Source organism: Roseateles flavus (assembly GCF_039872765.1).
GTDB lineage: Bacteria > Pseudomonadota > Gammaproteobacteria > Burkholderiales > Burkholderiaceae_C > Roseateles_B > Roseateles_B flavus.
This window is the reverse complement of record NZ_JBDPZC010000004.1, coordinates 117,597-131,652: the sequence shown is the minus strand read 5'-3', so window position 1 is coordinate 131,652 and position 14,056 is coordinate 117,597. Positions and strand designations below refer to the sequence as shown.

The 14,056-nt window shown below is 69.7% G+C and carries 14 protein-coding genes, 1 tRNA gene and 1 pseudogene; 9 read left to right on the top strand and 7 right to left on the bottom strand.

The window, feature by feature from the left end; translation table 11 throughout:
• Positions 1-5: 5 nt before the first annotated feature.
• From ABDJ40_RS10510 to ABDJ40_RS10500, 3 genes are all read left to right on the top strand, one after another.
• Positions 6-740, top strand: coding sequence for a Crp/Fnr family transcriptional regulator (locus tag ABDJ40_RS10510; RefSeq protein WP_347609407.1), 735 nt, complete (start codon positions 6-8; stop codon positions 738-740).
• A gap of 64 nt (positions 741-804) precedes the next feature.
• A complete protein-coding gene (locus tag ABDJ40_RS10505) occupies positions 805-1,521 on the top strand; it encodes a Crp/Fnr family transcriptional regulator (protein ID WP_347609405.1) in 717 nt (238 codons plus the stop codon).
• 37 nt (positions 1,522-1,558) lie between these two features.
• The gene (locus ABDJ40_RS10500) at positions 1,559-2,269 is read left to right on the top strand and encodes a diguanylate cyclase domain-containing protein (protein ID WP_347609403.1); all 711 of its coding nucleotides are present in this window, start codon (positions 1,559-1,561) and stop codon (positions 2,267-2,269) included.
• Positions 2,270-2,367: 98 nt separating this feature from the next.
• Here ABDJ40_RS10500 and ABDJ40_RS10495 read toward each other — a convergent pair.
• From ABDJ40_RS10495 to hrcA, 4 genes and pseudogenes are all read right to left on the bottom strand, one after another.
• Positions 2,368-2,559: pseudogene (locus ABDJ40_RS10495) on the bottom strand (class I SAM-dependent methyltransferase); the annotation flags it as partial.
• 92 nt (positions 2,560-2,651) lie between these two features.
• The gene (locus ABDJ40_RS10490) at positions 2,652-2,993 is read right to left on the bottom strand and encodes a hypothetical protein (RefSeq protein WP_347609401.1); all 342 of its coding nucleotides are present in this window, start codon (positions 2,991-2,993) and stop codon (positions 2,652-2,654) included.
• 968 nt (positions 2,994-3,961) lie between these two features.
• A tRNA-Ile gene (locus ABDJ40_RS10485) sits at positions 3,962-4,038 on the bottom strand.
• 88 nt (positions 4,039-4,126) lie between these two features.
• Complete coding sequence (gene hrcA / locus ABDJ40_RS10480) at positions 4,127-5,143, bottom strand: heat-inducible transcriptional repressor HrcA (protein ID WP_269630209.1); 1,017 nt, start codon at positions 5,141-5,143, stop codon at positions 4,127-4,129.
• Positions 5,144-5,211: 68 nt separating this feature from the next.
• Between hrcA and ABDJ40_RS10475 the strand changes: the two genes are divergently transcribed.
• The 4 genes from ABDJ40_RS10475 to ABDJ40_RS10460 are packed head-to-tail and all read left to right on the top strand — an operon-like array spanning position 5,212 to position 9,143.
• Positions 5,212-6,087 carry an NAD kinase gene (locus ABDJ40_RS10475; protein WP_183103798.1) on the top strand — a complete coding sequence of 292 codons (876 nt, stop codon included), beginning with the start codon at positions 5,212-5,214 and terminating at the stop codon, positions 6,085-6,087.
• 56 nt (positions 6,088-6,143) lie between these two features.
• Complete coding sequence (gene recN, locus ABDJ40_RS10470) at positions 6,144-7,841, top strand: DNA repair protein RecN (RefSeq protein WP_347609398.1); 1,698 nt, start codon at positions 6,144-6,146, stop codon at positions 7,839-7,841.
• On the top strand, positions 7,838-8,755 hold the full coding sequence (gene rapZ, locus ABDJ40_RS10465) for an RNase adapter RapZ (protein ID WP_347609396.1): 918 nt from the start codon (positions 7,838-7,840) through the stop codon (positions 8,753-8,755). Before recN ends, rapZ begins: the two co-directional genes overlap by 4 nt.
• 34 nt (positions 8,756-8,789) lie before the next feature.
• Positions 8,790-9,143: a DUF3147 family protein gene (locus tag ABDJ40_RS10460; protein WP_269630542.1), complete on the top strand. Its 354-nt coding sequence runs from the start codon at positions 8,790-8,792 to the stop codon at positions 9,141-9,143.
• Positions 9,144-9,170: 27 nt separating this feature from the next.
• On the opposite strand, the gene ABDJ40_RS10455 is transcribed toward ABDJ40_RS10460, so the two are convergent.
• From ABDJ40_RS10455 to mutM, 3 genes are all read right to left on the bottom strand, one after another.
• Positions 9,171-9,497, bottom strand: coding sequence for a hypothetical protein (locus ABDJ40_RS10455; protein ID WP_347609394.1), 327 nt, complete (start codon positions 9,495-9,497; stop codon positions 9,171-9,173).
• Between the two features lie 102 nt (positions 9,498-9,599).
• Positions 9,600-10,661: an A/G-specific adenine glycosylase gene (gene mutY, locus ABDJ40_RS10450; RefSeq protein ID WP_430765634.1), complete on the bottom strand. Its 1,062-nt coding sequence runs from the start codon at positions 10,659-10,661 to the stop codon at positions 9,600-9,602.
• A 4-nt stretch (positions 10,662-10,665) separates the two neighbouring features.
• Positions 10,666-11,484: a bifunctional DNA-formamidopyrimidine glycosylase/DNA-(apurinic or apyrimidinic site) lyase gene (mutM, locus tag ABDJ40_RS10445; RefSeq protein WP_347609390.1), complete on the bottom strand. Its 819-nt coding sequence runs from the start codon at positions 11,482-11,484 to the stop codon at positions 10,666-10,668.
• A 160-nt stretch (positions 11,485-11,644) separates the two neighbouring features.
• Between mutM and ABDJ40_RS10440 the strand changes: the two genes are divergently transcribed.
• Positions 11,645-13,429, top strand: coding sequence for a tetratricopeptide repeat protein (locus ABDJ40_RS10440; RefSeq protein ID WP_347609388.1), 1,785 nt, complete (start codon positions 11,645-11,647; stop codon positions 13,427-13,429).
• Positions 13,429-14,046, top strand: coding sequence for a lipoprotein insertase outer membrane protein LolB (locus tag ABDJ40_RS10435; RefSeq protein ID WP_347609386.1), 618 nt, complete (start codon positions 13,429-13,431; stop codon positions 14,044-14,046). Before ABDJ40_RS10440 ends, ABDJ40_RS10435 begins: the two co-directional genes overlap by 1 nt.
• Positions 14,047-14,056: the final 10 nt, after the last annotated feature.

Genomic DNA, 14,056 nt, shown 5'->3' with positions numbered 1-14,056 from the left:
CCGCCATGGCGATACCGCAAGAGCCCCGCGATCCACTGGCGAATCACCTGCTGGCCGCCCTTCCTCCCAGCGAGCAGGAGCGCTGGATCGCCCAGATGGAGTACACCCCTCTTCAGCTGGGACAAGTCCTGTACGAGTCCGGCCGCCCCCAGACGCACGTGTACTTTCCCACCACCGCCATCGTGTCCTTGCTCTATGTGATGGAGGATGGCGCATCGGCCGAGATCGCCGTGGTGGGATGCGAGGGCGTGGTCGGCGTCGCCATTTTCATGGGGGGTGAGACTACGCCCAGCCGTGCCGTGGTGCAGAGCGCTGGGGGGTGCCACCGGCTGAGGGCAGCAGCGCTGAAGACCGAGTTCAACCGGTACGCGGAGGGCATGCATCTGCTGCTGCGCTACACCCAGGCGCTGCTGACGCAGATGGCCCAGACCGCTGTCTGCAATCGGCACCACCTCCTGGAGCAGCAGCTGTGTCGCTGGCTCCTGCTGAGCCTGGATCGCATTCCCGGGGACGAGCTCGTGATGACGCAGGAGCTGATCGCCAACATGCTGGGTGTTCGGCGGGAGGGTGTCACGGAAGCGGCACTGAAGCTGCAGCGGCAGGGCCTGATCGAGTACACACGAGGGCATATCAAGGTGATCGACCGTCCAGGTCTGGAGGGTCGGAGCTGCGAATGCTACGCCGTGGTCAAGCGCGAATACGATCGGCTTCTGGCTCCGCGCCCGCCCGGACGGAACTAGCGACGCCCAGGTGATGCGTGCGCTGGCGCACAGTGGTGCTGCACGACTCGGACCACACTGCGCCATGCATGCAAACCACCTGCTCGATCACCTGCCCACCCAGGAACTGAGCCGATTGCTTCCCATCGGATCATCGGTCCAACTGCGCACCGGCCAGGACATCACGCTTCAGAACCAGCGGTGCAGTGGCATCCACTTCCCCCTGCAAGGCTGCATCTGCCTGGTCACAAGACTCGAATGCCACGCATCGCTGCAGCTGGGCATGGTTGGAGCAGAAGGGGCCGTCGGGGCTCACCTGCTTCTGGGCCAAGCAGTCTGCCTTGTGGGAGCTGTGGTGCAGGAAGGGGGAGAGGCCTGGCGCCTGCCAGCTACAGCCCTGCGCAGAGCCCTGCTGGAGAACCCCGGGCTGCGGCGCTTGCTGTCGCGTTACCTGATGGTTCAGATGAGGGCGACGGTCACGATGGCGGCCTGCTTGCATTTCCACTCGCTTCGGGCACGGCTCGCCAGGTGTCTGCTCATGGTCCTGGATCGGGTAGATGGCCGCGGTTTCCAGGCAACACACGAGCTGCTGGCGCAGTTGCTGGGCGTTCGTCGCGTGGGCGTGACCGTCGCGGCCGGCAGCCTGCAGGATGCCGGCCTGATTCAGTACCAGCGTGGTCGCGTTGATGTCCTGGATCGTTGGGGCCTGCAGGAGGCGTCCTGCAGCTGCTATGAGGAGGACCGTGAGATGTACCTACAGGGCATGCGCTTTGCACCCGCTGCACGATCTCGCCAGGGGTGACCCTCGTACCGCTTGCCCACTCGATGGAGGAGCCTGCATGATGATCGATTCGAACTCCGGCAAGATCATGAACGGCGCCGCTGGCCATGGCGTCCTCCCGCCCGAGGCTGGAGCCGAGGCTTCCCTGCGTCGGCAGCTGGAGGAGGCGCATCAGCACCTGCGGGTCCTTGAGCGCCACTGCGATCGTCTGGAGCTGCAGCTCCGCGATGGTCTGCGCAGAGAGCAGCGGCACAAGCACCGTGCCGAACATGACGACCTGACGGGCCTCCTGAACCGGGCGGCGTTCCGGGAGCGTGCGACCCGGGCGCTCCAGACCCCGGGCGGACACGCCGTCCTGCTGTTGGACATCGACGACTTCAAGCAGGTCAACGACCGCCTCGGGCATGCCGCCGGAGATGATGTGTTGCGTATCGTGGCGGCGCGCCTGGTGCATGTGCTCAGGGCAGGTGATCTGGTCAGCCGCCTGGGTGGAGATGAGTTCGCCTGCCTGCTGACGGGTATCGCAGACGCTCAGCAGCTTTCCGTGCTCGACGCCAAACTCGGAGCGGTCTTTGCGGCGCCCATGCAGCTGGCGGCACATCGAATCACCACGTCTGCCAGTCTGGGCTTCGCACGATGCCCTGAGGACGGAGCAGACCTGGACACGCTGCTGGCGCGCGCCGATGCGGCCATGTATCTCGCCAAGCGGGCGCGGCTGAGCTGCGGACAGCCCGCTGCGCCCTCCTCGCCCGTGGCGGGCGGCCCCTGAGTCACGGCGGCGGCTCCGGGCGTCCGGCGTGCCCCTGCTGAGCTGCCACTGCGCTCAAGGCTGGGGTGCAGTGGCGGCCCCATCGTGCGCCGGGCCGTAGAGGTCTCGCCGACCTCCCGAACGGCGAGCTCGCGCCGGGATTCGAGCCGGGCGACCCAGTGACGCAGGGTCAGTGCGTAGTGGCGTCGCAAGGCCTCGACATCGTGGATCTCGAATCCGGCACGCTCCATGCCGAGCTGGAGGTTGCTGAGGCAGTCGAACTCGCCATCGGGGAAGACGTAGCGGTTGGTGGATCGAGCTTCTGCCGTTGCGCCTGTTCCAACAAAGAGCGCCCGCCGGTCTCGCCAGGGGATCGTCAGCCGTTCGAAGTGCGCCTTGAGCGTCAGCGCCACATACTGGCCCCGCCCACATCAAGAGAACCCAGTACGTACGCATCCACCAGCGACAGCGGACGGCGTGTGGTCACCAGATGGTGCAGCAGTCCCGTGTCCTTCAGCAGCAGCGCAAAGATGGGGGCACCGCAGCCTGCACGCAGGGCCTGTCCACTTTGCTGCCTGACTTCTGCACGCACAGGCAGGTCCCGCAGCAGGCGGGCCAGGATTCGCAGGGCGGATGGCCGGCTGCCCAGTTTGCCGGGCCTTGCCGAGGATGGGCTTGATGGCGTGTCTATGGCGTCCCCTTGGGCGGGCGATAGGGCTGGCTTCGCGTCGGGCTGGGCCAGCATGGGCCCGCCGTTGGCATCCGTCTGAAGCCTGGATTCACCTCAGCAGAATCAGGCAGCCGTCCGCACGAGCGTTCAGAACGTCTGTTGAGCGCAGGTCGGTGCAGCGCTGGCCGCTGGCGCCCCAGATGATGGAAACCCGGTGGCCGGGCAGAGGCTCGACCAGGCAAGGGCCGCAGGGAATGACACGGCGGCGTCCGTCGTCACCCAGGTAGGGAATCGGACGGGCGATGCGGGCGGGGCAGCAGGTAACCATGGAAGGCTCCTCCGTGGAAGATGGCAAGGTGCAGGCGCGGCATCTGGTCCGGAGGCGCTGCCGCGTTGGTTTCCGTGGTGGGAACGAGGCTGTAGAGCTTCGCCAACGTTGTCCTCACCGCCGACCGGCAACTGGCGTTCCCAAACGCCCTGTCGCTACCGCGGCCTCGCCTCGATGCCGGCGTGTTCCCATGCGCGCCACCTGCGCGGGAGCGCTGAGGTTCGGATGGCCAGGGTTATCCGGTGGAGCGCCCGTCGCGTGCAGTTCATCTGGGTAGCGGGCTGTCATGGCGCCGATCCTGCCAATGACCGGAGCCCCTGACAGTGCGCCACCGCACAATCGGTATGACGCCCGCCGCGCCTCGCGTCGCCGGGCGCGGGTCGCCCGCTTTCAGAAAACGGGAGGGCTCTCAGGCGTTCCGGAATTCGGCAATGGCATCAGCTGTGTCCAAGGGCGGCGACTTCCCGTGCAAGTCGGATTTGGCGCTCAGGCTTGGGCGCAGGAATTGCCGGGTCACTACGGCCGATGCTGGCCACTAGCGGACAATTTCTCTGAATAAATCAACAACATATATGCGCATACGCATACCGCTGCAGCCCCCTACGGAAGGCGCTCCGCTTTCCGATGCAGAAACGAGCGCACGCTGTCTACGCCGCGTAGACAGCTCCCAACTGCTTCCGAGGAATCCAAAAATCGAGAGAACCCCGATGGATATTGGTAGGCCGTACAGGACTTGAACCTGTGACCAAAGGATTATGAGTCCTCTGCTCTAACCAACTGAGCTAACGGCCCCCGTGTTTTCAGCGCCGGGAGGCGCCTTCAGACAACCCGGCGGGGAGCCGGGAGCGCGGATTGTACGGGGTGGATTTCGAAGGCCCGGCTACTTCTGAGACAAGGCGTTGGACACCATGCGCGAGGTGATGTCCACGATCTGGATCATGCGGTCGTAGGCCATGCGGGTGGGGCCGATCACGCCCAGGGTGCCCACCACCTGGCCGTCGACCTCGTAAGGCGCGGACACGATGGAGAGCTCCTCGTAAGGCACGACCTGGCTCTCGCCGCCGATGAAGATGCGCACGCCCTCGGCGCGGCTGGAACCATCCAGCAGGCGCATCAGCTGGGTCTTCTGCTCGAAGAGGTCGAAGAGGCGACGCAGGCTGTTCATGTCCTGGCTGAAATCCTGCACGGTCAGCAGGTTGCGCTCGCCGCTGATGATGACCTGCTCCTCCTGGGCGCTGGCCTCGGTGCCGACCTGCACGGCCGCGTTCATCAGGAGGGCGATCTCCCCGCGCAAGGCGTCGACCTCGGTCTTGAGCTTCTCGCGCACCGCCTCCAGACTGAGGCCGGCGTATTGCGCGTTCAGGCGGTTGCTGGCCTCGGCCAGCTCACCCTGGTTGTGGTCCTGGGCGGTGAAAATCACGCGATTCTGCACGTCGCCGTCCGGGGAGACCATGATGACCAGCACGCGGCGCTCGCCCAGCCTCAGGAACTCGATGTGGTGAAAGACGCTGGGCTTGCGCGGCGCGGTCACCACGCCCACGAAGCTGGACAGATTGGACAGCAGCTGGGCGGCGCTGGTGATCACGCGCTGGGGCTGGTCGGGTTGCAGGTGGGCGTCCAGGGCGATGGGCTCGGCGCCCAGCAGGCCGGGGTTGGCCGTGAGCATGGTGTCCACGAACAGGCGGTAGCCGCGCGGCGTGGGGATGCGCCCGGCGCTGGTGTGGGGGCTGGCGATGAGGCCCAGCTCTTCCAGGTCCGCCATCACATTGCGGATGGTGGCCGGAGACAGCTCCAGCCCCGAAGCCTTGGACAGGGTGCGGGAGCCCACGGGCTGGCCGTCCGCGATATAGCGTTCGACCAGGGTTTTCAGCAGGGATTTGGATCGCTCGTCGAGCATGGTTTTCATTGTACGGACATGGGCGAACCCGTCATTCGGCCCGGGAGCCCTGTGGTGTAATTCTGCGCATGGCCAAACGATTCCAACATGTGGCGATTGTGGGCAAGCACCAGGCACGCGGCATCCGGCCGGTCCTGGAGGAGATTGCCCAATTTGTGGCCAGTCAAGGCCTGGAGGTTTCCCTGGAGCGCGACACGGCGCTCAACACGGGGATCACCGCCTATGACGCGCTGGACAACGACGAACTCGGCCAGCGCTGCGATCTGGCCATCGTGGTCGGGGGCGACGGCACCATGCTGGGCTTCGCCCGCGAGATGGCCCGCCACGGCACGCCGCTGGTGGGCATCAACCAGGGCCGCCTGGGCTTCATCACCGACATCTCCATCGAGCACTTCCGCGAGGCGCTCTCCCCCATCCTGGCCGGCGACTACGACGCCGAGCAGCGCGCCATGCTGGAAGGCGAGGTCTGGCGGGACAACGCCATCATCTTCGAAGGCGTGGCCCTCAACGACGTGGTGGTGAGCCGCGGCGCCACGGCCTCCATGGTCGAGCTGAGGGTGGACGTGGGCGACGAGTTCGTGGCCAATATGCGGGCGGACGGCGTCATCGTGGCCTCGCCCACGGGCTCCACGGCCTACTCGCTCTCGGCCGGCGGCCCCATCCTGCACCCCAGCATCGCCGGCTGGGTGCTGGTACCCATCGCCTCGCACACGCTCTCCAACCGGCCCATCGTGCTGCCGGACCTGGGCGAGGTGAGCCTGGAGATCGTGGCCGGCCGCGACGCCAGCGTGAACTTCGACATGCAAAGCCTCGCCAGCCTGCTGCACGGCGACCGCATCACGGTGCGGCGCTCGGCGCACAAGGTGTCCTTCCTGCACCCCAAGGGCTGGAGCTACTACGCCACGCTGCGCCGCAAGCTGCGCTGGTACGAGGGCGTGAGCTGAACGCCCTTCCCTCATTGACTGACACCCCGACTGACACCACCGACTGAGCCCGCCCGATGCTGCGCCGCCTGAGCCTTCGAGATTTCGTGATCGTGCCCGCGCTGGAGCTGGACTTCGGCACCGGCTTCGCCGCCCTGACCGGGGAGACCGGCGCCGGCAAGTCCATCCTCATTGATGCGCTGCAGCTGGCCCTGGGCCAGCGCGGTGATGCCGGTGTGGTGCGTGAAGGTGCCGCACGCGCCGAGATCAGCGCCGAGTTCGACCGCCCCGCCACGCTGATGGCCTGGCTGGAGGAAGGCGGCTTCGAGCCGGAGTCCGACACCCTGCTGCTGCGCCGCGTGATCGACGCCCAGGGCAAGAGCCGCGCCTGGATCAACGGCAGCAGCGCCACTGTGGCGCAGCTGCGCGAGCTGGCCGACCACCTGCTGGACATCCACGGCCAGCACGCCTGGCAAGGCCTGACCCGTGCGGCGTCCGTGCGCGAGCTGCTGGACGGCTACGCCCAGGCCGACACCCGCGCCGTGGCCCAGGCCTACGCCGCCTGGCGCCAGGCCCACGAGGCCCTGGAGACCGCCCGCAGCCAGCAGGCCCAGTTGTCCAGCGAGCACGAGCGCCTGAGCTGGCAGCTGGGCGAGATCGAGCGCCTGGCGCCCGGCGAGGACGAATGGGACGGCCTCAACGGCGAGCACCAGCGGCTCTCGCATTCGCAGTCGCTGATGGACGCCGCCCGTCAGGCCCTGGAGGCCCTGGGCGAGGCAGAGATCAATGCGGAGTCCCTCACCCAGCAGGCTCTGGACGGTCTGCAGGACGTGCTGAGCTATGACGCCAGCCTGGCCCCGGCCGTCGAGGCCCTGCAGGGCGCACAGGCCCAGCTGCAGGACGCCGCCCATACCCTCAGCACCTATCTGCATGGCGCCGAGCTGGAGCCCGAACGTCTGCAGCAGCTGGACGAGCGCCTCTCGGCCTGGGTGCAGCTGGCGCGCCGCTACCGCCGCCAGCCCGCCGAGCTGCCCGCCCTGCAGCGGGAATGGAAGGACGAGCTGGCCCGCCTGGACGCCGCGACCGACCTCGATGCCCTGGAGCGCCAGCTGGCCGCCGCCCGCAAGGCCTACGACGCCCAGGCCGCTGCGCTGAGCAAGACACGCAAGGCCGCTGCGCCCAAGCTGGCCGCGGCCGTCACCCAGGCCATGCAGCAGCTGGGCATGGCCGGCGGCGCCTTCGAGATCGCCCTGCTGCCTCAGGTCGATCCGCAGAGCTTCGGGCTGGAGTCCGCCGAGTTCCTCGTGGCGGGCCATGCCGGCAGCACGCCGCGCCCGCTGGCCAAGGTGGCCTCGGGCGGCGAGCTCTCGCGCATCGCCCTGGCCATTGCCGTGACCACCTGCCAGCACAGCGGCGGCGCGGGCACGCTGATCTTTGACGAAATCGATGCCGGCGTGGGCGGCGCTGTGGCCGAGACCGTGGGCCGCCTGATGAAGCAGCTGGGGCGCGACCGCCAGGTGCTGGCCGTCACCCACCTGCCCCAGGTGGCCGCCTGCGCGGACCAGCATTTCGTGGTGTCCAAGGCCCTGAAGGACGGCGCCACCTGCTCGGACGTCCGCCCCGTGGCCGGCGAGCAGCGCGTGGCCGAAATTGCCCGCATGCTGGGCGGCGAGCGGCTCTCGTCCACCAGCCTGGCCCATGCGCAGGAGATGCTGGAGCTCTCCGCCCAGGCCGCCCGGCCCGGCACCGCCAGCCCACGAAAGGCCAAGCCATGAAGAAAGCCAAGCCCGAGGCCCGCGAGCAGAGCGATGTGGTGCTGGTCACCGGCGTGTCCGGCGGCGGCAAGTCCATCGCCATGCATGCGCTGGAGGACGCCGGTTTCTTCTGCGTGGACAACCTCCCGCCCGAGCTGCTGCTGGACTTCCTGAAACTGGAGCAGCAGCGCGGCAAGCGCCGCGTGGCCATCGCCGTGGATGTGCGCAGCGCGGGCTCCCTGCCCCATCTGCTGCCGTTGATCAAGCAGCTGCGCAGCGAGGGCGTGGCCCTGCGCTCCATCTTCCTGGACGCCAACACTGAGACACTGATGCGGCGCTTCTCCGAGACGCGCCGCCCGCACCCGCTGCGCCAGCACCCGGCCGTGCCCGGTCCGGCCGGCGAGAGCGGCGAGGACGAGCACCGCGCCCTGCTGGACGCCATCCACCTGGAGCGTGAGCTGCTGGCGGCGGTGCGGGTCGAGTCCACCGTGATCGACACCAGCCAGCTGCGCCCCGCCCAGCTGCGCGCCTGGGTGCGGGACCTCGTCGTGGTCTCGGGCGATTCGCTGACCCTGGTCTTCGAGTCCTTCGCCTTCAAGCACGGCGTGCCCAGCGACGCCGACTTCGTCTTCGATGTGCGGGTCCTGCCCAACCCCTACTACGACCGCGAGCTGCGCCCGCTCAACGGCCGCGACGAGCCCGTGGCCCGCTTCCTCGAAGCGCAGCCCGAGGTGCGGTTGATGCTCAGCCAGATCAGCGCCTTCATCGCCCAGTGGCTGCCCAACTTCTCGGCGGACCAGCGCAGCTACCTCACCGTGGCCATCGGCTGCACGGGCGGGCAGCACCGCTCGGTCTACCTCGTCGAGACCCTGTGCAGGCAGTTCGCCTACCACGGCCAGGTGCTCAAGCGGCACCGCGAGCTGGACGCCAAGTGAGCCCGCGCGAAGGGACGCCAGTGCCATGGGCAGCCTGAGCTGGCTGATCACCAAGTACCTGATCACCGCGGGCCTGGTGGTGGGCATCTCCGAGCTGGCCAAGCGCAGCGACCGCCTGGGCGGCCTGGTGGCGGCCCTGCCCCTGGTGACGCTGCTGACCCTGGTCTGGCTCTATGTGGAGCGCCAGCCGGCCGAGCGCATCGCCAACCACGCCTGGTACACCTTCTGGTACGTGCTGCCCACCTTGCCCATGTTCCTGGCCTTCCCCTGGATGCTCTCGCGCTGGGGCTTCTGGGGCGCGCTGGCCGGCTCTGCCGTGCTCACCGTGCTGTGCTTCGTGCTGACGGCCTGGGCGGTGCGGCCGCTGGGCATCCTCCTGCTGGACTGAGCTCCCGGGCCGGCGCCAGGCCGCCGATCAGCGGGCGCGGGGCGGCTGTCCGGCGTCGGCCGATTCGGGTGATTCGCCCGCGGCGCTGCTGAGCAGCACCATCGCCACCACCGACACCCCCGGGATCAGCACCATCGCCACCGTCCAGGGCCAGACCGAACGCCCGGCGCGGTGAAGGCCCACGCCCACATAGGCGATATGGGCGATGTAGCCCACGCCCATGCCCATGCCGCCGAAGATGGCGCGCACCGCGCTGCCCGAATCCTCGGCGGACAGCACCAGCCACAGGCACACCGCAAAGACCAGTGCGGCCAGCAGGGCGGACTCAAGGGCGTTCTTGACCTGGGCGTTCATGGTGGATGGCGTTTCCTGCGGATCGGGCGGGGCGCAAGCATACGCGCATTCGCCGGGCGCAATCAAAGGTTTGGGCGCGCCTGGCCCTAGGGAAAGGCCTGATCAGCCCAGCAGCTTCTTCAGCGGTGCGGGCAGGGCGTAGCGCGGCAGCTCCTCGCGCGCCACCCAGGCGCCCTCGCCCGGCCGGGCCGCCTGCTGCAGGGGCAGGCGGCGCGGGTGCAGCACCCAGTCGAAATGCGTCAGCGCGTGCTCGATACGGGGCAGCGGCTCCGGCGCCTGCGCCGACAGCAGCCGGGCCTGGCTCAGCAGCTGAGCCTCGTCCTCGAACAGCGGCAGGGTCCACAGCCCGGCCCAGACGCCGCGCGCCGGGCGCTGTTCCAGCCAGATCCGGCCCTCGTGCTCCAGCCACAGCCACCAGTGCTCGCGGCGGCTGCGCTTGAGCTTGCGGGTCCGCACCGGGAACTGCTCGGCCGTGCCGCGCCGCCGGGCCTCGCACAGGTCCTGCACGGGGCACAGAAGGCACTGCGGCGAGCGCGTGCTGCACAGGCTGGCGCCCAGGTCCATCAGACCCTGGGTGTAGGCCGCCATGTCGGCCTCCGCGGCGGGCAGCAGGGTCTCGGCATGACGCCAGAGCCGCTTTTCCTGGGCGCTGGAGGCCAGGTCGCCGTCGAAGGCCAGCAGGCGGCCCAGCACCCGCTTCACATTGCCGTCGAGGATGGCCGCACGCTCGTCAAAGCAGAAGGAGGCAATGGCCGCCGCCGTGGAGCGGCCGATGCCGGGCAGCCCGGCCAGCTGCGCCGCCGAGGGTGGGAAGGCACCGCCGTGCTGGTCGCGCACGGCCTGGGCGCAGCGGTGCAGATTGCGCGCACGGCTGTAGTAGCCCAGGCCCTGCCACATCGCCAGCACCTCGTCGAGATGCGCATCGGCCAGCTCGCGCACGGTCGGGAAGCGCTCCAGGAAGCGCTGGTAGTAGCCCAGCACCGTCGTCACCTGGGTCTGCTGCAGCATGATCTCGGAGAGCCACACGCGGTAGGGGTCGCGGGTCTGCTGCCAGGGCAGGGCGTGGCGGCCGTGCTGGCGCTGCCAGGCCACGAGGCGCAGGGCGAAGTCGGGCGCCAGGGCGGTGGCGGTGGCGGCTGAGGTGTCGGGGGTGGGCGTCAAGATCGGCTCAGGAACGGGTCTGGCAACGGGGGCAGAAGAAGGTCGAGCGCTGGCCCTGGACCAGGCGGCGGATGGCCGTGCCGCAGTGCCGGCAGTCCTGGCCTTCGCGGCCGTAGACCTGCGCCTGCATCTGGAAGCTGCCGGCCACGCCGTGGGCGTCCTTGAAGTCGCGCAACGTAGTGCCGCCCGCCTCCAGGGCCTGGGCCAGCACCTGCCGAATGCTGCCGGCCAGGCGCTCCGCACGGGGCCGGCTGATGCGGCCGGCCGGGCTCGCCGGGTGGATGCCGGCCAGGAACAAGGCCTCGCAGGCGTAGATGTTGCCGGCGCCGACGACGATGTCCCCGACCAGCAGCGCCTGCTTGATCGCCACCCGCCGGCCCCGCAGGCGTTCGTGCAGGTAGGTGCCGGTGAAGCGCGCATCGAAGGGCTCCAGGCCGAGGCCTGCCAGCAGCGTGGACACGGGCGGCGCATCCAGCCCCGTAGACCAGACCACCGCACCGAAGCGGCGCGGGTCATGCAGGCGCAGCAGGCCGCGGTCGGTCTGCAGCTCGAAATGGTCATGCGGCCCGGCGGGCCCGAGGTCGCGACCGAAGGCCAGCGAACCGGACATGCCCAGGTGCAGCAGCAGGCCCTCCTCGCCCACGGGCAGCCAGAGGTACTTGCCGCGGCGCTGGGCCAGGCCGGCGCGCCGCCCTACCAGGTGATCCACGGCGCAGCCCAGAGGCCAGCGCAGGGGCTTGCCCAGGCGCAGGGCCAGCACCGTCGCCCCGTGGATGGCGTCGGCAAAACTGCGGCGTGTGACTTCGACTTCGGGCAGCTCGGGCATGGCCGGCATGATACGCAGCCGCCTCGGTGCCCGCCGGCGCAGGCGCCGGACGAGCCCGGGCGGCAGGGCCGCTCAGGGTGTCCTAAGGGATGGGCCCCCCGCCATGCCTAGAATGGGTCGGCAGCCCTTCCCGGGGCGGCCTGCGTCCTCTGGAGATTTCATGCCTCGTTCCTTGTTCCCGCTGCTTCGCCCTTCTCGGCTGGCCCTGGCTTGCGCCTTGAGCCTGGGCACCCTCGCCCTGTCGGCGCATGCCGACGAAGCCGCGGCCACGGCCCCCGCAGCCCCTGCCCTGCCGGTCCAGAACTCCACCATGGACGCCCCCATGTTCTACCAGCTGCTGGTGGGCGAGATGGAGCTGCGCTCGGGCGAGGTCGGCGTGGCCTACCAGGTGCTGCTGGATGCGGCCCGGCGCTCACAGGACGAGACCCTCTACAAACGCGTCGTGCAGATCGCCGTGCAGGGACGCGCCGGCGAGCAGGCGCTGGTCGCCGCCAAGGCCTGGCGGGACGGCGTGCCGGGCTCTCTGGAAGCCCACCAGACCACGCTGCAGCTGCTGGCCCTGCTGAACAAGCCCCAGGAGCTGGCCGGCCCCGTGCAGAGCCTGCTGAAGCTGGGCAGCGAGTCGCAGTCGCAACATCTGCTGCGCACGCTGCCGGGGCTCTTTACCCGCGCGCCCGAGCCGCAGCGCGTACTGGACGCCCTGCAGCCGACGCTGCAGACCGCCGCCCGCAACCCGGCCCTGCGCCAGGGCGCGCAGCTCTGCGAGGCACGGCTGCAGCTGGCCGCCGGCCATGCAGCACCGGCCTGGACGCTCACCGAGCAGGTGCTGCAGCAGGAGCCGGCCCAGGAAGAGGCCCTGGGCCTGGCCCTGGACCTGATGGACCGCCAGCCCGCGGCCGAAGCGCCGGTGCGAGCCGCCCTGGCTGCCCGGCCTGATCACCACGGCCTGCGCCAGGCCTACGCCCGCGCGCTGGCACGCTCGCAGCGCCTGGTCGAGGCCGCGGCCGAGTTCCGCCGCCTGACGGTCGAGCAGCCGGATCAGCCCACGCCCTGGTATGCCCTGGGCTCCCTCGAGCTGGAGCTGCGCCACCCCGAACGCGCCGAACCCGCGCTGCTGACCTTCCTGAAGCGTCTGGAGGAGTCCGCCAGCAGCGGCGAGCTGACCGAGTCCGGCCGCGAGGCCCGCCAGCAGGCCTGGCTGCTGCTGTCGCGCGTGGCCGAACAGCGCAAGGACTGGAAGGCCGCGCAGGCCTGGCTGGACCGCATCGAGGTAGCCACGCCGCGCGCCGACCTCAGCTACCGCAAGGCCCTGCTGCTGGCCCGGCAGGGGCGCCTGGACCAGGCCCGCCAGCTGATCCACGAGCTGCCCGGCGAGACCGACGAGCAACTGCGCACCCGCTTCATGGCCGAGTCCCAGCTGCTGCGCGACCTGCAGCAGTGGCCCGCCGCCTACGAGCTGCTGGGCCAGGCCACCGCCCGCCTGCCGGCCGACGCCGACCTGCTGTACGAGCAGGCCATGATGGCCGAGAAGCTCAACCGGCTGGACGAGATGGAGCAGCAGCTGCGCCGCACGATCGAGATCAGCCCCAAGCATTTCCATGCCTACAACGCGCTGGGCTATTCCCTGGCCGATCGCAAGCTGCGCCTGGACGAAGCCCGTGAGCTCATCGTCAAGGCCCTGAGCCTGGCCCCCAAGGAGCCGGCCATCGTCGACAGCATGGGCTGGGTGGAATACCGCCTGGGCCGCCTGCAGGAGGCCGAGCGCTGGCTGGCCGAGGCCTACGCCAGCCGCCCCGATGGCGACATCGCCGCCCACCTGGGCGAGGTCCTGTGGCAGGCCGGACAGAAGGACAAGGCGCGGCAGGTGTGGGCTGAGGGCCTCAAGCGTGAGCCGGGCAATGAGGCCATCCAGGAGGCCCGCCAGCGGCTGCAGGCGGCACCCTGATGCGTGCTCGCCTGCGTGCCTTGTCGCATGCCCTGATGCGTGCCCTGCCCCCGGCGGCCTTCGCCGCCGCGCTGGTGTCGGCGCTGGGCGCCTGTGCTCACGGTCCGCGCCACGCGGACGTTCCGCCGGCCCAGGCAAGACCTGACCCTGGCGCCGTACCGGCGCGCAGCTTCAGCGGCAAGCTCAGCGTGCAGGTGCCGGCGCAGCCGGGCCAGCGCGTCGCCCAGGGCGGCAGCGGCAGCTTCGAGCTGCTGGGCGATGCCGGCGAGGGGCAGCTGGAGCTGTCGACCCCCACCGGCTCGCTGCTGGCCCGCGTGCGCTGGAGCCCCACCAGCGTCAGCCTGGAGCAGCCCAGGGAGCAGCGCAGCTTTGACAGCCTGGATGCGCTGACCCTGGAGTTGCTGGGCGAAGCGGTGCCCGTGGCCGCCCTCTTCGACTGGCTGCGCGGACGCCCCTGGGCCGGCGCCGCCACGGCGACGCTGCCGGCGCCTGCGCAGGGCTTCGAGCAGCTGGGCTGGCGGGTTGAGACCGACCGCCTGGCCGAGGGCCTGCTCGTCGCCCAGCAGCAGGGCGGACGCGCCGCCACGCTGCGGGTGAGACTGGCTCGCGAAGACTGATCGCTGATCG